This window comes from Streptomyces sp. NPDC088554 (assembly GCF_044752945.1).
GTDB lineage: Bacteria > Actinomycetota > Actinomycetes > Streptomycetales > Streptomycetaceae > Streptomyces.
Map to the genome: position 1 here is coordinate 23,210 of NZ_JBIVMF010000010.1, position 23,813 is coordinate 47,022.

Genomic DNA, 23,813 nt, shown 5'->3' on the forward strand with positions numbered 1-23,813 from the left:
CCGTCGGATCAGACGCGCCAGGAGCGGAACGCCATCAGCCGCTCCGGGGTGACCAGCGACTCCAGGTGGCTGTCCTCCGGGTCTCCGTCGCCGAGCGCCGCGACCAGCCGGCGGACCGGCAGGTTACGGGGGGTGTGTTCGGCGGCCAGCCGTACACGCGTACAGCCCAGTTCACCGGCGCGCCCGGCGAGCCACTGGAGGAGGCGTTCCTCCACACCCCGGCCGAGCGCCCGGCAGCTGAGCATCCAGCCGAGCACCTCCAGGGTGGTGCCGTCCTGCCGGACCGCGAGCAGACCGATCTGGCCGTAGTCGCCGAACCGGTCACGGGCGGCGGCGGTCCACACCTCGCCGCGCTCCCGCCAGCGGTCCAGATCGCCGCCGTCGGCGGACCGCGCGCGCAGGGTGAACTGGTTGGTACGGCGGATCAGCTGGGCGGAGCGCTGCACCTCGGGGCCGGTCAACGGCCGGATGTCAACCTCCAGTTGGAGGCTGTCGAGGAACTCCTCGAAGCCGCTCTGTTCCCGCACCTCGGTCCTGGCCCGCTCCTGCTGGTAGAACTCCGCGCGGAGCGCGTCCTCCGCCGTCGCCGCCAGCGGCACCAGCGGCCAGAGCCGGCCGAGGAAGGACTCCAGCTCCCCGGCGGGCGGGCAGGTCACGGAGAGCACCTCGGGCAGCGCGGCCCGCATGGAGGCGATCTCCACGGGGTTGTCGTCCAGGAAGAGGAAGCTGTCCAGCCCCAGGTTCAGCTGCCGGGCCGCCTCGGCCAGCCGGTCGGCCTTGCGGCCCCAGGTCGCGGAGACCACGCTGAAGTGCTCCTGCCGCAGGACGCTGTCGGGACGGTCCAGTACGCCCTTCACCGTCACCTCGTCGTTGTTGCTGACCAGCACCAGCAGGGCGCCCGCGGCACGCCACTGGAGCAGCCGGCGGGCGAGCACCGCGCGCCCCCCGTCGAGTCCGACGCCCTCGGGCCCGCTCTCCCCGGCGACCCCGCTCCACAGCGTCTCGTCGCCGTCCACCGCGATCACCTTCGGCGGGGTACGGCGTACGGTGCGCACCAGCTCCGCCAGGGTCAGCGCGACCGCCGCCTGGAACTGCGGGGTGAACGGCAGATGGGCCAGCTCGTCGGTGGTGGCGTCGAAGACCTCCTCGACGGTGTGCTCCTCGGTCCAGTCGCCGGGGCGCACCACCGCGATGCCGGGCTGCCCGGACAGCTCGTCCGCGACCTCCCGTTCCCAGCGCGCCAGCCGTTCACCGGCCTGCGAGTCCTTCCACGAGGAGGGCGGGAAGCCGACGATCAGCGGTCGCCGGGTCCGTTCGGCCAGCTCCCGCAGCGCCGCCGGGAACTCCGTACGCAACTCGGCGAGCAGCGCGTCCCCGACCGGCCCGAACCGCTCCAGGTCGGTGGCGCGCAGCAGCACCGCGCCGACCGCGGTGTCCTGCTGGGCGAAGACCCCGGAGGGATCCTTCAGCGCCGCCAGGACATGGTGGTACGGGGCCTCCACGACCGCCGGGCTCTTCGCGGAGCCCGCTTCGGAGTCGTCCTCCAGGGCCGCTTCGCAGAGCCAGGGCAGATCGCCCAGGGCGAAGGTGGCGGCCAGGGCCAGGCCCGTACGGGAGGACCCGGCCGGTGCCGGAGCCTCCACCGTCGCCCGCTCCCCGGCCGCCTCGACGGCCGTACCGGTCCCGCCGACCGTGGCGGCGGTCCCGTCCGCCGCCTCCCCGAGCAGGCGCAGGAAGCGCCGGCCGAGGGCGGCACAGGCCGCCTCGTCCATCAGGTCGACGCTGTAGTCCAGCCGTACCCGTCCGGCGTCCGGTGTCATGGTGACCATCAGGTCCAGGTCGGAGTAGCCCGTCCCGGTCGGCAGCACCTCCAGACGGGTGAGCCTGCCCGGTGAGAACCGCACATAGTTGAAGTAGACCTCCACCAGCGGCGCGTTGGGCCGGTAGAGCCCCTGGGCGGCCAGTTCGGAGAGCGCGTCGGAGAACATCGCGCCCTTCGCCAGCACCCGTTCCAGCCGGCTGTCGGTGCGGCGCAGCACCTCGTCCACCGTCTCCTGATGCCCGGCCCGCGCCGGGAAGGGCACCGGTACGCCGAAGAAGCCGATGGCGTCCGGGGCGTCGACATGGATCCGGGTGTCCACCGGGACGGCCAGCACGAACCGCTCGCGCTGCCGCTCGCGGGCCAGCAGCACCGTCAGGGTGCCCAGGCAGAAGGCGGCCGGGGTGATGGCGAGCCGGCTCGCGCGGTCCGCGATCCGGGCCATCAGGTCCGCCGGCATGTCCAGGGTCAGACTGCCCGCCCGGAAGGAACGGGCCGCCGGGCGCTCCTGGCCGAGCGTCAGCTCCAGCCGCTCGCTGCCCGCGAACATCTCCCGCCACTCGGCCGCGCCCTCGGGCCGCGCCTGTTCGGCGGGCTGGGAGCGCAGCAGCAGATCGATGTCACGGTTGGTGACGCCGCCGTCGAGCGGCCCACCGGCGAGTCCGGCGTCGATCTCGGCGGTCACCAGCAGCAGCGACTGGAGGTCGCTGACCGCGTGGTGCGCGCCGAAGAGCAGGGTCTGCCCCCGGTCGCCGCCGTCCAGCAGCTCGAACCGCCAGAGCGGCGGCGCCGCCAGATCGAACGACGGCTCCAGCAGCTCCCGCAGCCGCCGGTCCACCTCGGGTCCGTCCCCCTCGCCCAGCTCGGTCCAGCGCAGCAGCGGCGCGGCGGGCTCCCGCTCCACCCGCAGCCGCCGGTCCTGCCCCGCCTCCGCGACGATTCCGGTACGCAGCGCCGCGTGCCGGGCGGCCAGCCGCCCGATGACCTCGGCCAGCCGCTCCCGGGTGGCCGGTACGGTGAGCCCGACCGCGAGCCCGATGGCGTGCGCCGAGCCCGGCATACCCGGCTGGGCGCTGCGCAGCAGCCGTACCACATCGCGGGTGACCGGCCGGAACTCCGTCTCCGGCACCCAGGCACCGCTCTCGGCGGCCGGACCGGCGACGCCGGCCTCCGGCGCCCCGCCCCGGGCGAGCAGCGCCTCGCGCAGATCACCGGCGATGGCGCGGATGTCCGCGGCGGCGAAGAGTGCCGAGGCCGGGAGTTCGATCCCGATCTCGCGGACGAAGGCGTTGCGCAACTGGACGATCATCAGGGAGTCGAGGCCCAGCTCCTTGAGGGAGGTGGCCGGACCGATGTCCGCTCCGCCGCCGCCCGCGACCTCGGCGACCTTGGACTTCACATAGGACTCCAGGAGGGCGCTGCGCTCCTCCCCGTCCCCGGCGGCCAGCACCCGATCCGCCAGTTCACCGGTGCCGGACCCGGTGGCCGGGGCGGCCACCAGGTCGCGCAGCAGCGGCCGGGACCGCGCGGTGTCCGGGTCGGCGGCCAGCGCCGCCCAGTCGAACATCACCGGGGCCAGCTGACGGCGGGCCGTGGTCAGCACCCGGTCGAGGAGCGCGCCGCCCTCCTCCGTACTGAGGCCGATCAACCCCTGCCGGCCGGTCGAGGCGGTACGGGTACCGGAGGCGGCGGCCATACCGGTCTCCGCCCAGGCCCCCCAGTCCAGGCTGAGCGCGGCCCGCCCGCCGAGGGAGAGATGGTGCGCCCAGGCGTCCAGGAACGCGTTGGCCGCCGAGTACGGGCTCTGGCCGGGCGAGCCCAGCAGACCCGCGACGGACGAGAACAGCACCAGCGAACCGGCCTCGGGCACCAGCTCGGTGAGCAGCGCCGTGCCGAGCACCTTGGGCGCCAGCACCCGCAGCACCCGCTCCCGGGTCAGACCGGGCAGCGTGGCGTCGTCGAGCACACCGGCGGCGTGCACGATCCCGGCGATCGGCGGCAGCTCGCGCCGTACCTCGGCCAGGGCGGCCGTCAGGCTCTCCCGGTCGGTGACATCGGCCCGTACGGCACGGACCGTGACCCCGCGTTCCCGCAACGCCGCGATCCACCCCTCGGTCTCGGCGCCGGGCGCGGAGCGGCCCAGCAGGGCGAGATGGCGCGCCCCCCGGCCCGCCAGCCGTTCGGCGACGACCCGGCCGAGGCCGCCGAGCCCACCGGTGATCAGATAGCTGCCGTCCGGCCGGATCCCGGTGCTCCCGGCGTCGTCGGGGCGGGTGCGGGCCAGCCGGGGCACCAGGCGGCCCGCGTCGCGCAGCGCGACCAGGGGCTCGTCGTCCGCGTACCGCAGCTGTGTCCAGAGCGCGTCCGTACCGCCGCTCTCCGGCAGGTCGACCAGGGTGGTGCGCAGCTCCGGGCACTCCTGGGCGACGGCCGCGCCGAAGCCCCAGCCCAGCGCCTGCTGGGGCCGGGTCACCTCGGCGCTGCCCCCGGCGGCCTGGCTGCCCCGGGTGACCAGGAAGAGCCGCGGCGCCCGGCCGCCGGTCCGGCCGGTGATCGCCCGTACCAGGTGCAGGGTGCTCAGGCAGGACAGCAGCGCGGCCTCCTCGGCGGTCCCGGCCGAGTCGATGGCCGGGGCGTCCAGGCCGAGCAGGTTGACCACCCGCTCGGGCTGACCGCCGGGGAACGCCTCGTCGAGCAGCCGGGCCAGATCTCCCGGCGCGGCCGGGTCGATCACATAGCGTCCCGGGCCCTCGACGGCGTACTCCCGGCCCCTGCGGGCGAGGACGTACGCCGCCGTGTCCAGCCTGCGGGCGAGTTCGGCGCCCACGCCCGAACCGTCGGCCAGGATCAGCCAGGGCCCCCGGGAGGCCGGCTCCGCGGCCTCGGGCCGGGGCTGCCACCGTACTTCCAGCAGGGCGCGGTCCAGCGGGGAGAGCGCGGACAGTTCGAACCCCTCGATCTCCACGACCGGGCGCTCCTCGCCGTCCAGCAGGGACAGGTCCAGGGTGAAGCCGTCGTCGTTCCGCTCGCGCAGCCGGCAGGCCGTCCAGACCGGGGTGGTGCGCAGCCCGGTGAACCGGAGCCGTGCCACCCCGGCCGGCACGAAGGCCCGGCCGCCGGGGGCGTCGCCCGGCAGCGCGGCGACGTGGAACGCGGAGTCCAGTACCGCGGGGTGCAGCAGGTGCCCGGCTCGCGGTGTCTCCACCAGCCGGCCCAGCGCGGCGGACCGCTCCCGCAGCCCCTCCGCCAGCCCTCGGAAGGCGGGCCCGTAGTCGATGCCGGCGGCGGCCAGCGCGGTGTAGACCGAGCCGATGTCGACCGGTTCCGTACAGCGTTCACGCAGCTCGGCCGGGGTCGGGCCGGCCGGAGCCGAGTCCGCGCCGGTGACGGGGGAGACGCGTCCGCCGACATGGCGTACCCAGCGGGCGCGCCGGTCGTCCCGCGGCTTCGAGGCGATGCTGAAGCCGCGTACCCCCTGGGCGTCGGCGGGCCGCAGCAGCAGCTGGAGCCGGACCGGGACCTCCGGTTCGATCCGCAGCGCCGTCTCGAACCGGACATCGGTCAGCGCGAACCCGCCGTCCGGGCCGAGCCCGGAGACCGCCTCGACTGCCATCTCCAGGAACGCGGCACCGGGCAGCCACACCTCGCCCGAGACCCGGTGGTCGCCCAGATAGGCGAACCGGTCCTCGCGCAGGTCCAGATCGGTCTGGAAGAGGTACCGGCCCGGCTCGTCGCTGGACTCGATCTCCGTACCGATCAGCGGCAGCGCGTGCCCCGCACCGGCCGCCGGGGCGGCGGACGCCGACAGCCAGTGGCGCTCCCGGGCGAAGGCGTACGTCGGCAGCGCCACCCGCTCACCGGCCGGGAACAGCGCCCGCATGTCGGGGGTGTGGCCCGCGCAGTACAGCCGGCCGAGCCGGCGCAGCAGGCCGTCCTGGCCGCCGTCGGTGCGACGGAGCGAGCAGACCTCCACCGCGTCGATCCCGGCCTCGGCGGCCACCGCCTCGATGGACGGGCCCAGCGAGGGGTGCGGGCTCAGCTCCACGAAGTACCGGTAACCGTCGTCGAGCATCAGCCGTACGGTGTCGGCGAACCGCACCGGCTCCCGCAGATTGGCGAACCAGTACCCCGCGTCCAGCTCCTCCCCGCCGACCGGTTCGGCCCGTACCGTCGAGTACATCGAGGTCCCGCCGGAGCTGCCGCCGATCTCCGCCAGCCGCCCCAGCAGCTCTTCCCGTATCACCTCCATCTCGGGGGTGTGCGAGGCGAAGCCCGTCGAGAGGACCCGGACCTGGGCCCCCTCCGCCTCCAGCCGGGCCCGCAGCTCCGCCAGCGCGTCGGTGTCCCCGGAGACCGCGATCGAGGTACGGCTGTTGACGGCGGACACGAACAGCCGTCCCGAGAAGTCCGTCAGCCGCTCCTCGACCTCCTCGCGCGTCAGCTGCACCGCGAGCATCCCGCCCGCGCCCGCCAGCGGCGCCACCGCGGCGCCCCGCCGGACGGCCAGCGCGGCCGCGTCCTCCAGCGAGAGCAGTCCGGCGCTGTGCGCGGCCGCGACCTCGCCCAGGCTGTGCCCCACGACAGCGTCCGGGGTGACCCCCAGCTCCCGCCAGGCAGCGGTCAGCGCGGAGTTGAACGCGAACAGCACGGGCTGGAGGATCTCGGTCCGGTCCAGGCCCGGCGCGCCGGGCACGCCGCGCAGCACGTCGATCACCGACCACCCGGCCTCCCGGCGGATCGCCGTGTCGGCCGCGCCCAGCGCCTGCGCGAAGGCAGGCGACCCGGCCATCAGCTCCAGGCCCATGCCGGGCCACTGACCGCCGTGCCCGGAGTAGACGAACGCCACCTTGCCCTCGCCGATCCCCACCAGGCCGGGGAGCACCAGGCCCGGGTAGGTCTCCCCGCGCGCCAGCGCGTCCAGCCCGGCCGACAACTCGGCCCGCCCGGTCGCGACGACGGCCGCCCGCCGCTCGAAATGGCTCCGGTGCCGGGCCAGCGTGTACCCCACGTCCGGCAGCGCGCCGTCCCCGGCCAGCTCCGCCACATGCCCGGAGAGCCGGACCGCCTGGCCGCGCAGCGCGGCGTCACCGCGCGCGGACACCATGAACAGCCGCGCCCCGGCGGCCCCGGCAGGGGCGCCGACCGCGGTCGGCGCGGGCCCGGCCGTGTCCCGTACCGCTTCGCTCACTTCTTGTGCCGCGGACATCGATTCCCTTTCGGACGGACGGGGTGCACGGGGGGCCTCCTCCACGATCACGTGGGCGTTGGTGCCGCTGATCCCGAAGGAGCTGAGCCCGGCACGCCGGGTGGGGCCTTCGGCGGGCCAGGACTGCGGGGACCGCAGAAGGCTGAGACCGCTGTCGTCCCAGTCGACATGGCGGCTCGGACGGTCCGCGTGGAGGGTGCGGGGAAGGGTCTCGTGCCGGAGGGAGAGGACGACCTTGATCAGCCCCGCGACGCCCGAGGCGGCCTGGAGGTGGCCGAGGTTGGACTTGAGCGAGCCGAGCCGCAGCGGCCGGTCCTGCGGGCGGGTGGCGCGGAAGACCTCGGAGAGGGCGTTGGCCTCGATGGGGTCGCCCATGGTGGTGCCGGTGCCGTGCGCCTCGACGTAGTCGACGTCGGCCGGTTCCAGCGCGGACAGTTCGAGGGCGCGCCGGATCACCTGCTCCTGGGAGGGGCCGTGGGGAGCGGTGAGGCCCTGGCTGCGGCCGTCCTGATTGACGGCGGTGCCGCGCAGTACGGCCAGCACCTCGTCGCCGTCGCGCAGGGCGTCGCCGAGCCGCTTGAGGACGACCAGGCCGACGCCCTCGGCCCAGACGGCGCCGTCGGCCTCGTCGGAGAAGGACCGGCAGCGGCCGGTGGGGGAGAGCCCGCGCAGCCGGCTGAACTCGACGAAGGTCTGCGGGGTCACCATGAGCGTCACCCCGCCGGTCAGCGCGAGGTCGCACTCACCGGAGCGCAGCGCCTGCGCGGCCAGGTGCAGCGCGACCAGCGAGGAGGAGCAGGCGGTGTCCACGGTCAGCGCGGGACCGCGCAGCCCGAGGGCGTACGCCAGCCGCCCCGAGGCGACGCTGAGCGCCGAACCGGTGCCGTGGTAGCCGTCCATCTCGTCGAGCCGGGAGCCGGACAGATAGTCGCTGCCGAACATGCCGACGTAGACCCCCGTGGTGGAGCCCGCGAGATCGGCCGGCACGATGCCCGCCCGTTCCAGCGCCTCCCACGCGGTCTCCAGCAGCAGCCGCTGCTGCGGGTCCATGGCCGCCGCCTCCTTGGCGGTGATACCGAAGAACCCGGCGTCGAAGACGTCGATGTCCTGGAGGAACCCGCCCTCGCGGGCGTAGGACTTGCCCGGGGCCTCCGGATCCGGGTCGTACAGCGACTCGACGTCCCAGCGCCGCGCGGGGAACGGACCGACGGCGTCGCGGCCCTCCGCGAGCAGGGACCACAGCCCCTCGGGGTCGGTGACCCCGCCCGGCAGCCGGCAGGCCATGGAGACCACGGCCACCGGTTCGTCGGCCGCGCCGGGCGACCGGCGGCCGGCGGCGGGCGCCGGGGAGACAGGGGCCTCCGGGACGCCGAGGACGGTCAGCAGGTGCCGGGCCAGCCGCTCGGTCGTCGGGTGGTCGAAGAGCAGCGTGGCCTGGAGCCGGGTGCCGACGCGGGCACTGATCCGGTTGCGCAGTTCCACGGCCATCAGCGAGTCCAGGCCGAGTTCGCGCAGCGGCTGGTCGGCGCGGATGGAGTCGGTGGTGTCGAGCCCGAGCACCCGGGCCGTCTCCTCGTGGATCAGGGCGGTCAGCCGCTCGGCGCGTTCGGCCTCGGGGAGCGCCGCCAGCCGCTCGGCGAGGTTGCCGCTCTCCGGCTCCCCGGCCCGCGCGACCCGCCGCGCGGGGGCGCGGAGCAGGCCGCGGAGCAGCGCAGGTACGGGCTCCTTGAGCCGTCCGGGGTCGAGCTTGGCGGGCACCACACAGGGCAGCCCGCAGGCGAGGGCGGTGTCGAGCAGCGCGAGCCCCTCGTCGGCGGCGAGCGGGGCGATGCCGTCCCTGGCCATCCGGAGCAGTTCGGCCTCGCCGAGGTGGCCGGTCATCCCACTGGACGGTGCCCAGAGGCCCCAGGCCAGCGAGAGGGCGGGCAGTCCGGCGGCGCGGCGCTGGACGGCGAGCGCGTCGAGGGCGGCGTTGGCTGCGGCGTAGTTGGCCTGGCCCGCGTTGCCGACGACACCGGCCATCGAGGAGAACAGGACGAAGTGGGTGAGGTCGGCGTCGGCGGTGAGTTCGTGGAGGGTGAGCGCGGCGTCGGTCTTGGGCCGGAGCACCGACTCCAGGCGTTCGGGGGTGAGTTGTTCGATGATGCCGTCGTCGAGGACGCCGGCGGCGTGGATCACGGCGGTCAGTGGCCGGGTGCCGGGGATGTCGGCGAGCAGGGTGGTGACGGCCCGGCGGTCGGCGGCGTCGCAGGCGGCGACGGTGACGGTGGCGCCCAACGCCTCCAGTTCGGTGGTGAGTTCGGGCATGCCGTCGGCGGCGATGCCGCGTCGGCCGGTCAGCAGCAGATGGCGTGCGCCGTGTTGGGTGGTGAGGTGGCGGGCGACGAGCCGGCCGAGGGTGCCGGTGGCGCCGGTGATCAGGACCGTGCCTTCCGGGTCGAGTGGCCGGGGGACGGTGAGGACCAGCTTGCCGATGTGTTTGGCCTGGCTGAGGTGGCGGAACGCCTCGGGTGCCCGTCGTACGTCCCAGACCGTGACCGGCAGCGGGGTGAAGACCCCTTCGGCGAAGAGCCGCAGCACCTCCGCCAGCATCTCGGCCATCCGGTCAGGACCCGCGTCCCGCAGGTCGAACGCCCGGTAGCCGACACCGGGATGGAGCGCCGTGACCTCGTCCGCGTCGCGGATGTCGGTCTTGCCCATTTCCAGGAACCGGCCGCCGGTGGTGAGGGTGCGCAGGGAGGCGTCGACGAACTCGCCCGCGAGGGAGTCGAGGACGACGTCCACGCCCCGGCCGCCGGTGGCGTCCATGAAGCGGTGTTCGAAGTCGAGGTCGCGGGAGGAGGCGATGTGTGCCGCGTCGAGGCCCTGTGCGCGCAGGGTGTCCCACTTGGCGGGGCTCGCCGTTCCGTACACCTCGGCGCCCAGATGCTGGGCGAGTTGTACGGCGGCCATGCCGACGCCGCCGGTCGCGGCGTGGATCAGTACGGACTCACCGGCCCGCAGCCCGCCCAGCTCCACCAGCCCGTAGTACGCGGTCAGATAGACGACGGGTACGGCGGCGGCCCGGGTGAACGACCAGCCCTCGGGGATCCGGGCCACCATACGGTGGTCCGCCACGGCGGTACGGCCGAAGGCGCCGCCGTGCACCAGGCCCATGACCCGGTCGCCGGGGGCGAGCCCGACGACCTCCGCGCCCACCTCCAGGACCACCCCGGCGGTCTCCCAGCCGAGCCCGGCGTGGTGCTCGATCATGCCGAGGGCGATCAGTACGTCACGGAAGTTCAGGCCCGTCGCGCGGATCCCGATCCGGACCTCGTGCGCTTCCAGCGGGCGCGGCGCCTCCTCGTACGGGACCAGCGCGAGGCCGTCCAGCGAGCCGCCGCCGGTGGACTCCAGCCGCCAGTCGGGCGCGTCGGCCGGCACGGTCAGCGTGGTGCGGCCGTCGACCGGGGCCAGCCGGGGGACCAGCGCCCGGTCGCCGCGTACGGCGGTCTGCGGTTCGCCGGCCGCCACCGCGGCGAGCAGGGCCGGGCCCGCGCTCCGCGCGCGGTCGATGTCGACCAGCTGGAACCGGTCGGGGTGTTCGGCCTGGGCGGTGCGGACCAGGCCCCAGACGGCGGCCTGGGCCGGGTCGGCGGACTCGGCGGGGGCCGCCGTGACCGCGCCGGAGGTGACCAGCGTCAGCCGGGCCGCCGCCGGGGCGGTGGCGAGCCAGGAGTGGACCGCGTCCAGCGCCCAGCGGGCCGCCTCGGGGACGGTGGAACCGGCCGGGCAGACCCGCACGGTCACCTCGGGGTCGGGGCGGTCCGTCAACGGCGCCCCGGCCGCGTCCAGCGCGGCGCGCAGCGCCACGGATTCCGGCGGTACCGACCACGCGCCGGTGGCCGGCGCCCCGGCGGGCAGCGGCAGTTCGGCCCAGCCCACCTCGTACAGCGAATCGGTGCGCAGCCCGGCCGCCACAGGGGCGCCGGTCAGCTCCCGCAGGGCGAGCGAGCCGACGGTGATCACGGGCGCGCCCGTGGTGTCGGCGGCCAGCAGGGAGATCTCCCGGTCCCCGGTACGGCGCAGCCGCAGCCGCAGCCGGGCGGCGCCGGACGCGTGCAGCCGTACCCCCGACCAGCTGAACGGCAGCAGGGTCGCGGCGCCGTCGAACCAGTCGGCGGCCCGAATGGTGTGCAGCGCGGCGTCCAGCAGCGCCGGGTGCAGGCCGAACCGGTCGGCCTGGTCCGCCGGGGCCTCGGGCAGCGCGGCCTCCGCGTAGAGGTCGCCGTCCAGCCGCCACACGGAGCCGAGGCCCCGGAAGGCGGGCCCGTAGCCGTAACCGGCCCCGGCGAGACGGTCGTAGAGGCCGTCGACGGGCACCGGCAGCGCGCCGGGCGGCGGCCAGGCGGCCAGCTCCTGCGGCCGGTCCGACGGCGCCGCCGCGAGGACGCCGGAGGCGTGCCGGGTCCAGGCGCGGCCGGTGGTGTCGTCGTCGGGGCAGGAGGAGACGGTGATCGGGCGGCGGCCCGCGCCGTCCGGCGCCTCCACCCAGAGCTGCACCCGGACCGCCTCGCCGGGGACGAGCACCAGCGGGGCGTGCAGGGTCAGTTCCGCCACCTCGGGGCAGCCGACCTGGTCACCGGCGCGGACGGCCATCTCGGTGAAGGCGGTGCCCGGCAGGAGCACCGTGCCGTCCACCGCGTGGTCGGTGAGCCAGGGGTGCGAGAGCAGCGACAGCCGCCCGGTCAGCATCCACTGACCGGTGCCGCCCAGCTCCACGGCGGCGCCGAGCAGGGGGTGCCCGGTGGCCCGGAGCCCCGCGCCCGCCACGTTGGAGGCGGTGTCGGCGGTGGGCTCCAGCCAGTACTTGCGGCGCTGGAAGGCGTACGTGGGCAACTCGACCCGGCGTCCGCCGGCCGCGCCCTGCACCGCCGCCCAGTCCACCGGCAGCCCGGCCACGAACGCCTCGGCCAGACTGGTCAGCATCCGGGACCAGTCGCCCCGGTCGCGGCGCAGGGTCGTGGCGAGGGCCACGTCGGCCGCGCTCTCCCCGACGATCTGGGAGAGCCCGACGGTGACCACCGGATGCGGGCTTACCTCGACGAACGCGTCGTGCCCGGCGGCCAGCGCGGCCCGTACGGCGGCCTCGAAACGCACCGGCTGCCGGAGGTTGCGGTACCAGTAGCCACCGTCCATCCCGGTGCCGTCGACGGCCTCGCCGGTCACCGAGGAGTACAGCGGGATCCGGCCCGCCACCGGGGCGGTAGGGGCCAGCAGCTCGGCGAGCGTGTCCTCCAGCTCCGCCACATGGTGGGAGTGCGAGGCGTAGTCCACCGGGATCCGGCGGGCCTGCACCTCCTGCTCCGCGTACACGTCGAGCAGTTCGCCGACCGCCTCGGCGTCACCGCTGACGACCACCAGCGAGGGGCCGTTGACCGCCGCCAGCCGGAGCCGCCCGTCCCAGCGCGCCAGCAGCGGCGCGACCTCGGACTCCGGCAGCGGCACCGACACCATGCCGCCCCGGCCCGCCAGCGCGGTCAGCGCCCGCGAGCGCAGCGCCACCACGGCGGCGGCCTGGTCCAGCGACAGCACACCGGCGATGTGCGCGGCGGCGATCTCGCCCTGCGAGTGCCCGATCACGGCCGACGGGGTGACCCCGGCCGCCTCCCAGACTCGGGCCAGCGCCACCATCACCGCGAAGGAGACCGGCTGCACCACATCGACGCGGTCCAGCCACCCGGCCTCCGGAGCGGCCCGCAGCACCTCGGTCAGCGACCAGTCGACGTACGGGGCGAGCGCCGTCTCGCACGCCGCGACAGCGACGGCGAAGTCCGGTGAGGCGTCGAGGAGTTCGACCCCCATACCGACCCACTGGGCGCCCTGGCCGGGGAAGACGAAGACACTGCGGTCCCGGCTCCGTCCCGCGGTCCCGGTGACCACCCCCGCGGTGTCCCCGGCGCCGTCCGCGAGGGCGGCCAGCCCGGTGAGCAGCGGCTCGGGGCCTGTGCCGATCACCACCGCGCGGCGGTCGAAGACGGTCCGGCCGGTGAGCGAGAGCGCGGTGTCGGCGAGGACGGCGGTGGTCAGGGACGCGGGGGCCGGGGCGGCGTCCGTGACCTCGCCGCCGCCGGTCAGCGCGGACCGCAGCCGGGCCGCCTGACCCGCGAGGGCCGCGTCGCCACGGCCCGACAACACCCAGGCCAGCGCGGGCGGTTGTGGCCGTCCGTCCTCGGGGCGCGGTGCGTCGTCGGCGGCCGGCGGCTGTTCGAGGATGACGTGCGCGTTGGTGCCGCTGATGCCGAAGGAGGAGACGGCGGCCCGGCGCGGCCGGTCCACCTCGGGCCAGGGCCGCGCCTCGGCGAGCGGGCGGACCGCGCCGCTCGCCCAGTCCACGTTGGGCGAGGGCTTGTCGAGGTTGACGATGGCCGGCAGCACACCGTGCTCCATGGCCTTGACCATCTTGATGATCCCGGCGACCCCGGCGGCGGCCTGGGTGTGGCCGATGTTGGACTTGACCGCGCCGATCCACAGCGGCCGTTCGGCGGGCCGGTCCTGGCCGTAGGCGGCGAGCAGCGCCCCCGCCTCCAGCGGGTCGCCGAGCGCGGTGCCGGTGCCGTGCGCCTCGACGGCGTCGACCCCGGCCGAGGTGAGGCCCGCCACCGACAGCGCCTGCCGGATGACGCGTTCCTGGGCGGGACCGTTGGGCGCGGTCAGGCCGTTGGAGGCGCCGTCCTGGTTGACGGCGGAGCCGCGGACGATCGCGAGCACCGGGTGGCCGCCCCGCCGGGCGTCGGAGAGCCGCTCCAGCAGCAGCATGCCGACGCCCTCGCCCCAGCCGGTGCCGTCCGCCGCCGCCGAGAACGGCTTGCAGCGGCCGTCGGAGGCCAGCCCGTTCTGCCGGCTGAACTCGACGAAGGCGCCGGGCCGGGACATCAGCGTGGCACCGCCCGCCAGCGCCAGCGAGCACTCGCCCCGGTTGAGGGCCTGCGCCGCCAGGTGCAGGGTGACCAGCGAGGAGGAGCAGGCGGTGTCCACGGTGATCGCGGGACCGGTGAAACCGAGCGCGTACGAGATACGGCCCGAGGCGACACTGGACTGGGTGCCGGTCATCAGATGGCCGTCGGTCCCGCCGAACGGCTGGTCCAGGCGCGGACCGTAGTCACTGGCGAAGACCCCGACGAAGACGCCGGTGCTGGAGCCGCGCAGGACGGACGGGTCGAGACCGGCCCGTTCGATCGTCTCCCAGGAGGTCTCCAGCAGCAGCCGCTGCTGCGGGTCCATGGCCAGCGCCTCGCGCGGGCTGATCCCGAAGAACCCGGCGTCGAACTCGTCGATGGCGTCGAGGAATCCGCCGCGCCGTACGGAGCTGGTGCCGGACCCCTCCCCGCCGAAGAGGGCTTCCAGGTCCCAGCCCCGGTCGGTGGGGAACTCCCCGAAGGCGTCCACGCCCTCGGCGACCAGCCGCCACAGCTCCTCGGGGGAGCCCGCCCCGCCCGGGTAGCGGCAGCCCATGCCGACGATCGCCACCAGGTCGTCGTCGTCGGCGGCGACCACCGGGGCCGCCGCTACCGGTCCTGCCGTGGCGACCTCGCCCGCCAGCCGGTCGAGGACATGCCCGGCCAGCCCCCGGGGGGTGGGGAAGTCGAAGACGACCGTCGTGGCGAGCCGCAGCCCGGTCGAGCCGGAGAGCCGGTTGCGCAGTTCGACGGAGGTCAGCGAGTCGAAACCGAGCTCGCTGAAGGAACGTTCCACGTCCACCGCGGTCCCGGGCCCGTAGCCCAGCGCCGCGCCGACATCGGCGCAGACCACATCCAGTACGGTCCGCCGCGCCGCGTCCGCGTCGAGACCGGCCAGCCGCGCGGCCAGCCCGCCGCCGGCGCCGGACACGGCGGCGGCGGTGTTCGCCGTACGCCGCTGGGTGCGGACCAGGCCGCGCAGCGGCGCGGGCAGCGCGTCGCCCCGCGCGGCGCGGGTGCGCAGCGCGCCCAGCTCCCAGTGCGAGGCCACCACGGCGGGTTCGGCGCCGCGCAGCGCGGCGTCCAGGAGCGCCAGCCCGTCGTCGGCGGCCAGCGGTACGGTGCCCGCGGCGGCCAGCCGGGCCAGGTCTGCGGCGGACAGGTCGGCGGTCATCGCGGACTCGGGCGCCCAGAGGCCCCAGGCGACCGCGACGGCGGGCAGTCCGGCGGCGCGGCGCTGGACGGCGAGCGCGTCCAGGGCGGCGTTGGCGGCCGAGTAGTTGGCCTGACCGGCGTTGCCGATGATGCCCGCGATGGAGGAGAACAGGACGAAGTGGGTGAGGTCGGCGTCGGCGGTGAGTTCGTCGAGGACGAGCGCGGCATCGGTCTTGGGCCGCAGCACGGTCGCCAGGCGTTCGGGGGTGAGTTGTTCGATGATGCCGTCGTCGAGGACGCCGGCGGCGTGGATCACGGCGGTCAGTGGCCGGGTGCCGGGGATGTCGGCGAGCAGGGTGGCGACGGCCTGACGGTTGGAGACATCGCAGGCGGCGACGGTGACGGTGGCGCCCAACGCCTCCAGTTCGGTGGTGAGTTCGGGCATGCCGTCGGCGGCGATGCCGCGTCGGCCGGTCAGCAGCAGATGGCGTGCGCCATGTTCGGTGAGGAGATGCCGGGCGACGAGCCGGCCGAGGGTGCCGGTGGCGCCGGTGATCAGGACGGTGCCTTCCGGGTCGAGTGGCCGGGGGACGGTGAGGACCAGCTTGCCGATGTGTTTGGCCTGGCTGAGGTGGCGGAACGCCTCGGGCGCCCGTCGTACGTCCCAGACCGTGACCGGCAGCGGGGTGAGCACGCCCTCCCCGAAGAGCCGCAGCACCTTTGCCAGCATCGTCCCGAGCAGCTCGGGAGCCAGCTCCGGCAGATCGAAGAAGTGGTACGCCACCCCGGGATACCGGGCGGCCACCTCCTCGGGGTCGCGGATGTCGGTCTTGCCCATCTCGATGAACCGGCCGCCGGTGGTGAGGGTGCGCAGGGAGGCGTCGACGAACTCGCCCGCGAGGGAGTCGAGGACGACGTCCACGCCCCGGCCGCCGGTGGCGTCCATGAAGCGGTGTTCGAAGTCGAGGTCGCGGGAGGAGGCGATGTGTGCCTCGTCGAGGCCCTGTGCGCGCAGGGTGTCCCACTTGGCGGGGCTTGCCGTTCCGTACACCTCGGCGCCCAGATGCTGGGCGAGTTGTACGGCGGCCATGCCGACGCCGCCGGTCGCGGCGTGGATCAGTACGGACTCACCGGCCCGCAGCCCGCCCAGCTCCACCAGCCCGTAGTACGCGGTCAGATACACCAGCGGCACCGAGGCCGCCCGCGCGAACGACCAGCCCTCGGGGACCGGGGCCAGCAGCCGCCCGTCGGCGACGGCCAGCGGCCCGTACGAGCCGTAGACCAGGCCCATCACCCGGTCGCCGGGGGCGAGCCCGACGACCTCCGGGCCCACCTCCAGGACCACGCCGGACGCCTCCCAGCCGAGGCCGGTACGGCTGTCGACCATGCCGAGGGCGACCACCACGTCCCGGAAGTTGACGCCGGTCGCGCGGACCGAGAGCCGGACCTCGTGCGCTTCCAGCGGGCGCAGCCCCTCCTCGTACGGGACCAGCGCGAGGCCGTCCAGCGAGCCGCCGCCGGTGGACTCCAGCCGCCAGCCGGGGGTCTTCGGCGGGGTGAGCGAGCCGTCACCGGCCGCGCGGGCCAGCCGGGGGACCCGGAGCGTGCCCTCGCGTACCGCGATCTGCGGCTCGCCGGTCGCCACCGCTCCCGGCAGGGCGTCCACCGAGCGGGCGGTGCCGTCGATGTCGACCAGCTGGAACCGGTCGGGGTGTTCGGCCTGGGCGGTGCGGACCAGGCCCCAGACGGCGGCCTGGGCCGGGTCGGCGGACTCGGCGGGGCCCGCCGTGACCGCCCCGGAGGTGACCAGCGTCAGCCGGGCGCCGTCGAACGCCTCCCCGGCCAGCCACCGCTGGACGGCGGACAACGCCTTCTCGACGACCTCGGCGACCGGTCCGGCCGGGCAGCGCAGGATCACCGCGCCGGGTGCGCCGTCCACCTCGTCGAGATCCGCGTGGTGGGTGAGGCCGGGCAGCGGCGCGCCGACCGTGGCCCAGGTGGCGGTGTCGGCCGTCGCGGCCGGCAGCTCCTCCCAGCCCATCCGGTACAGATGGCTGTCGGTCGCGGCCGGGCCCGCCAGGAAGGCCGCGGGGACCGCCCGGACCCGGAGCCCGCCCACCGAGAGCACCGGCGCGCCGGTGGCGTCCGCCGCCTCGATGGCGAGGCTGTCGGCCCCGTCGGGGGTCAGCCGCACCCGGAGCGCGGTGGCGCCGGTCGCGGTCAGCGTCACGTCCTGGAAGGCGAACGGCAGCCGCAGCCGGTCCGGGCCCGTGCCCAGGACGTACGGGTGCAGCGCCGCGTCGAGCAGTACCGGGTGCAGCCCGTACCCCTCGGTGGTGACCCCCTCGGGGAGCGCGATCTCCGCGTACAGCACCTCGTCCCGGCGCCACACCCCGCGCACCGCGCGGAAGGCGGGGCCGTACGCGTAGCCGATCTCGGCGAGCTGGTCGTACGCGGTGGAGAAGTCGACGGGTACGGCGTCGGCGGGCGGCCAGGAGACCGCCCATTCCTGGATGCCGGCGGGCGTCCCCGTGGCGGCGGAGACGGTGCCGGAGGCGTTCCTGACCCACTCGGCGGCGCCGTCCCGGCGGGAGAACACCCGTACCGTACGGGCGGGTTCGGTGCCGCTCACCACCACCTGGAGCTGGAGGTCGCCCTGTTCGGGCAGGACCACCGGGGACTCGAACATCAGCTCGTCGACCCGGCCGCAGCCGACCTGGTCGGCCACATCCGTCACCAGGTCGAGCAGGGCGGTGCCGGGCACGATCAGCGCCCCGCCCATCCGGTGGTCGCCGAGCCAGCGGACCTCGGCCACCGACAGCCGTCCGGTCGCCACCGCCCCGTCGCCGTCGGCCACGTCCAGGTGCGCCCGCAGCATCGGATGGCCTGCGGACCGCAGCCCGGCGGAGGCCACATCGGCGGTGGTCCGGCCGGTCAGCCAGCTGCGCTGCCGGTCGAAGGCGTATGTGGGCAGCGGGATCGCCGTGCCGTCGTCCGCCGCCGCGGCCCAGTCCACCGGGACGCCCGCCACGGAGCACTCGGCGAGGCCCGCCAGCAGGGCGTCGGCCTCGTCGCGGTCCCGGGTGTGCAGGGCGGCGACGGTGGCGTCGTCGGTGAGACAGTCCCGCGCCATCGCGGCCAGCACCGCGCGCGGGCCGACCTCCAGATAGGCGGTGATCCGCCGGGACTCCAGCTCGCCGATCGCCGGGTGGAACATCACCGGGCGGCGGATCTGTTCCAGCCAGTACTCCGGGTCGGCCCAGCCGGTGGTCACGTCGGTGCCGGTCAGAGCGGTGACATGGCCGATCCGGGGCTGGTGGAAGGTGAGCCCGGCCAGCTCGGCGGCGAACTCCGCCACCATCGGCTCCATCAGCGGCGAGTGGAAGGCGTGGCTGACCGTCAGCCGCCGGGTGCGGCGGCCCCGCGACGCCCAGTGCTCGGCGACCCGCAGACAGGTGTCCTCGTCACCCGAGATCACCACGCTCTGCGGTCCGTTGACGGCGGCCACCCCGGCCAGCTCCTCAAGACCGGCCAGCGTGGGCGCCACCTCCGCCGGGGAGGCGGCGACCGCCACCATCGCGCCCCGGGCCGGCAGCGCCTGCATCAGCCGCCCCCGGGCGGTGACCATGCGCGCCGCGTCCGGCAGGTCCCAGACCCCGGCGACATGGGCGGCGGCGATCTCGCCCACCGAGTGACCGGCCAGCTCGTCGGGGCGTACGCCCAGCGACTCCAGCAGGGCGAACGCGGCGACCTGATAGGCGAACAGGGCGGGCTGGGTGTAGCGGGTCTCGTCGAGCCGCGCGGCGTCGTCGCCGTCCTCGGCCCACATGACCTCGCGCAGCGGCCGGTCCAGGTGCACGTCGAGCGCGGCGCACACCTCGTCGAAGGCGGCGGCGAAGACCGGGAAGGCACCGTACAGCTCACGGCCCATACCGGCCCGCTGGCCGCCCTGGCCGGTGAAGAGGAACGCGGTCTGGGTGACCGGACGGGCCTTCCCCGAGACCACCCGGGCCTCCTGGCCCCGGTCGCGCAGCTCGGTCAGCCCGGCCAGCAGCTCGTCCCTGGTCCTGCCCAGCACCACCGCGCCGTACGGGAAGCGGGAGCGGGTCCGGGCCAGCGAGTACGCCACATCGGCGGGGCGCGCCCCGGGGTCGGCGCCGACCAGGTCGAGAAGGCGCCCGGCCTGGCCCTTGAGGGAGGTCTCGCCGTGTGCGCTCAGCGCCCAGGCGAAGGGGCGCGGCGGCTTCGCGGGGGAGTCGGCAGGGGGCTCGGGGAGGGGGGCCGGCGCCGGGGCGGCCGGTGGCTGTTCGAGGATGACGTGCGCGTTGGTGCCGCTGATGCCGAAGGAGGAGACGGCGGCCCGGCGCGGCCGGTCCACCTCGGGCCAGGGTCGCGCCTCGGCGAGCGCGCGCACCGCGCCGCTCGCCCAGTCCACCCGGGGCGAGGGCTCGTCCATGTGCAGGATCGCGGGCAGCGTCCCGCGCTCCATCGCCGTCACCATCTTGATGACCCCGGCGACCCCCGCGGCGGCCTGGGTGTGGCCGATGTTGGACTTCACCGAACCGATCCACAGCGGCCGTTCGGCGGGCCGGTCCTGGCCGTAGGTGGCGAGCAGCGCCTCCGCCTCCAGCGGGTCGCCGAGCGCGGTGCCGGTGCCGTGCGCCTCGATGGCGTCCACACTGTCGGCCGTGAGCCCGGAGACCGCGAGGGCCTGCCGGATGACCCGCTCCTGCGCGGGGCCGTTGGGCGCGGTGAGCCCGTTGGAGGCGCCGTCCTGGTTGACGGCGGAGCCGCGGACAACCGCGAGCACGCGGTGGCCGCCCCGCCGGGCGTCGGAGAGCCGCTCCAGCAGCAGCATGCCGACGCCCTCGGCGAACGCGGTGCCGTTGGCGGCGGCCGAGAACGGCTTGCAGCGGCCGTCGGCGGCCAGCCCGTTCTGCCGGCTGAACTCCACGAAGGTGCCCGGCCGGGACATCAGCGTCACCCCGCCCGCCAGCGCCAGCGAGCACTCGCCCCGGCTCAGCGCCTGGGCGGCCAGATGCAGGGCGACCAGCGAGGAGGAACAGGCGGTGTCCACCGAGATCGCCGGGCCGTTGAAGCCGAGGGTGTACGAGATCCGGCCGGAGGCGACACTCATATGGGTGCCGGTGATCAGATGGCCGTCGGTGCCGTCGGTCGGCTGGTCCCAGCGGGGGCCGTAGTCACCGGCCATCACCCCGACGAAGACCCCCGTGTCGGAGCCGCGCAGCCCCGCCGGGTCGAGACCGGCCCGCTCGATGGTCTCCCAGGTGGTCTCCAGCAGCAGCCGCTGCTGCGGGTCCATGGCCAGCGCCTCGCGCGGGCTGATCCCGAAGAACCCGGCGTCGAACTGGTCGGCGTCGTGCAGGAAGCCGCCGCTCAGGACGTAACTGGTGCCGGAACCCTCGCCCGTGAGGGCGTCCAGGTCCCAGCCCCGGTTGGTGGGGAACGGGGTGATGGCGTCCACCTCGTCGGCGACCAGCCGCCACAGCTCCTCGGCGGAGGCCACCCCGCCCGGGTAGCGGCAGCCCATTCCGACGATCACCACGGGATCGTTTTCGAAGCCCGCGGTACGCCGGGCCGGGACGGGGGCGGTCGGAGCCGGGGCGGTGGCCGCCGCCTTGAGCCGGTCGTGCAGATGGTCCGTCAGCCGCCGCGGCGTCGGGAAGTCGTACAGCAGCGAGGTGGGCAGCTGGAGCCCGGTCGCCGCGCCGAGCCGGCGCCGCAGCTCGACCGTGCCCAGCGAGTCCAGGCCCAGGTCCTTGAAGCTGTCGGCCGGATCCAGGGCGCCCGCGTCCCCGCCGACCAGGGCGGCGGTGCTGTCGGTGACGATGCGCAGCAGCTCCCGCGCGGAGCGCGCCGGGGCCGCCTGTGCCGTGCCGCCGGCCGGGGCCGGGGCGTACCCCTCCCGGCCGTCCGCCGAGGGCAGTCCGGCGCCGGAGAGCCAGTGCCGCTCGCGCTGGAAGGCGTACGTCGGCAGGTCGGTGAGGCGGGCGCCGGGCGTGGCACAGAGCGCCCGCCGGTCGACGGCGGCCCCCCTGACGTACGCCTCGGCGAGCATCCGCCGTACCCGCTCCGCACCCCCGTCGCCGCGCCGCAGCGTGCCCACGACCGCGTCGGCGAGCCCCGCCCGCTCGGCGGTCTCCTCCACCCCGGCCAACAGCACCGGATGCGGGCTGCACTCGACGAAGAGACCGCAGGCGAGAGAGAGCCCCGCCTCGACGGCGCGGGTGAACTCCACCGGCTGACGGAGGTTGCGGTACCAGTACTCGGCGTCCAGACCGGCGGTGTCCAGCGGTTCACCGGTGACGGTGGAGAGGAACGGGACGGCGACGGAGACCGGACGGACCGGGGCCAGCTCCCGCAGGATCTCCTCGCGCAGCTCCGTCACGGCCGCCGAGTGCGAGGCGTAGTCGATGGGGAGGATCTTGGCCCGGTGACCTGCCTCCTCCAGGACGTTCCGTACCGTCACCAGTGCCTCGGCGGGTCCGGAGACCACCGTCGACCGCTCGCCGCCGATCACCGCCACCGACACCTCGGGGGCGTGCTCGGAGAGGACCCCGTCGAGTACGGCACGGGGCGCCGCCACCGACATCATCCCGCCGCCCCGCCCGGCCAGCCGCGCCACGGCACGGGCGCGCAGCGCCACCACCCGGGCGGCGTCCTCGGTCGAGAGTGCCCCGATCACCGTCGCGGCGGCGATCTCGCCCTGCGAGTGCCCGATCACCATGTCCGGTTCCACACCGTACGCGCGCCACACCTCGGCCAGCGAGACCATGACCGCCCACAGCGTGGGCTGTACGACATCGAGCCGCTCCAGCGCGGGAGCGCCGGGCAGCCCCCGCACCACATCGAGCAGCGCGAAGTCGGTGAACGGCGCCAGCGCCTTCGCGCACTGCGCCATCCGGGCCGCGAACTCCGGTGATACGTCCAGCAGTTCGCGGGCCATGGCGGGCCACTCGGAGCCCTGCCCGGGGAAGACGAAGGCGGTACGGCCCGGTGTCGCGGTACCCGTCACCACCGCCTCGTCGGGCTCACCGGCGGCCAGCGCCCGCAGCGCGGCCAGCCGGGCGGCGGGGCCGTCGCCCAGCACCGCCGCCCGGTGGTCGAACTCGGCACGGGTCCGCACCAGCGAGAGCGCCGTGTCGGCCGCCTCCGCCGCGCCGAGCCCGTCCTCGCCACCGGAACCGAGCCGCCGGGCCAGCGCCCCGGCCTGCCCGCGCAGCGCGCCGGCCGAACGGCCGCTCAGCAGCCAGGGCGCGCCGGCGGCGGTCACGGCGTGGGCCATGCCGGTGGTGTCCGTACCGTCCGAACCTTCCGTACCGTCCGAACTGTCGGTACCTTCCGGGCTGTCCGCGGGGGCGGGCGGTTCGGCGATCAGCAGATGGCAGTTGGTGCCGCCCATGCCGAAGGCGCTGACACCGGCGATCAGCCGCCGGTCGGCGGACGGCCAGTCCCGGGCGCTGTCGGCGACGCGCAGACCGAGTCCGTCCAGCGGGATCGCCGGGTTGGCGGCGGCGAAGTGGAGGCTGGCCGGGAGCCGGCGGTGGGTGATGCTCAGGACGACCTTGAGCAGACCGGCGATACCGGCCGCGCCCTCCAGATGGCCGATGTTGGTCTTGGCGGAGCCGACGAGCAGCCGGCTGTCGCCCTCCCGGCCCGCGCCCAGCGCGGTTCCGAGCGCCGCCGCCTCGACGGGGTCGCCGACGGGGGTGCCGGTGCCGTGCAGCTCCACGTACTGGACGGCGTCCGGGGCGACCCCGGCGCGGCGGGCGGCGAGCCGGACCACCTCGCTCTGGGCCCGCTCGCTGGGCATGGTCAGACTGTCCCCGCCGCCGTCGTTGTTGACGGCGCCGCCCAGGATGACGCTGTACACGGGGTCGCCGTCGGCGAGCGCGGCGGCCAGCGGCTTGAGGACGACGACCGCGCCGCCCTCGCCGCGTACGTACCCGTTGGCCCGGCTGTCGAAGGTGTAGCACCGGCCGTCGGGGGAGAGCGCGCCGAACCGGTCGATGGTGTCCGTGGTCTCCGCCAGGAGGTTCAGATTGACACCGCCCGCCAGCGCGACCCGGGTCTCGCCCCGGCGCAGGCTCTCGCAGGCGGCGTGCACGGCCACCAGCGAGGACGACTGCCCGGTGTCGACGGTGAGGCTGGGGCCGCGCAGCCCGAGCAGATAGGAGACCCGGTTGGCGATGATGCCGCGCTGGGTGCCGGTGAGCCCGTACGAACCGGCGGCCTCGGGGCCCAGCCGGTCCTGGAGGGTGGCGTAGTCGTCGGCGATGGCCCCGATGAAGACCCCGGTGGCGGTGGAGCGCAGCCCGGCGGGCACGATCCGCGCGTTCTCCAGCGCCTGCCAGGCCAGCTCCAGCACCAGTCGCTGCTGCGGGTCCATCGCGTCGGCCTCGTAGGGGCCGATGTCGAAGAAGGCCGCGTCGAAGGCGTCCACGTCCTCGATGAACCCGCCCCGCCGGGGACCGCCCGCCGCCCCGTCCGGCCAGCGTCCGGGCGGCGCCTCGGTCACCGCGTCCCGGCCCTCGCTGAGCAGCCGCCAGTAGGCGGCGGGGCTGTCCGCTCCGGGCAGTCGGCAGGACATGCCGACGACGGCGATCGGAGAGTCCGTGGCGGACGGGGCGGAGGCGGGGTTCATCGAGTCGTCCATATGCAGTGTGACCTCGGG

The 23,813-nt window shown here is 75.4% G+C and carries 1 protein-coding gene; it reads right to left on the reverse strand.

The window, feature by feature from the left end; translation table 11 throughout:
* Window positions 1-8: 8 nt before the first annotated feature.
* Window positions 9-23,795, reverse strand: coding sequence for an SDR family NAD(P)-dependent oxidoreductase (locus ACIP8W_RS13920; protein WP_402203071.1), 23,787 nt, complete (start codon window positions 23,793-23,795; stop codon window positions 9-11).
* Window positions 23,796-23,813: the final 18 nt, after the last annotated feature.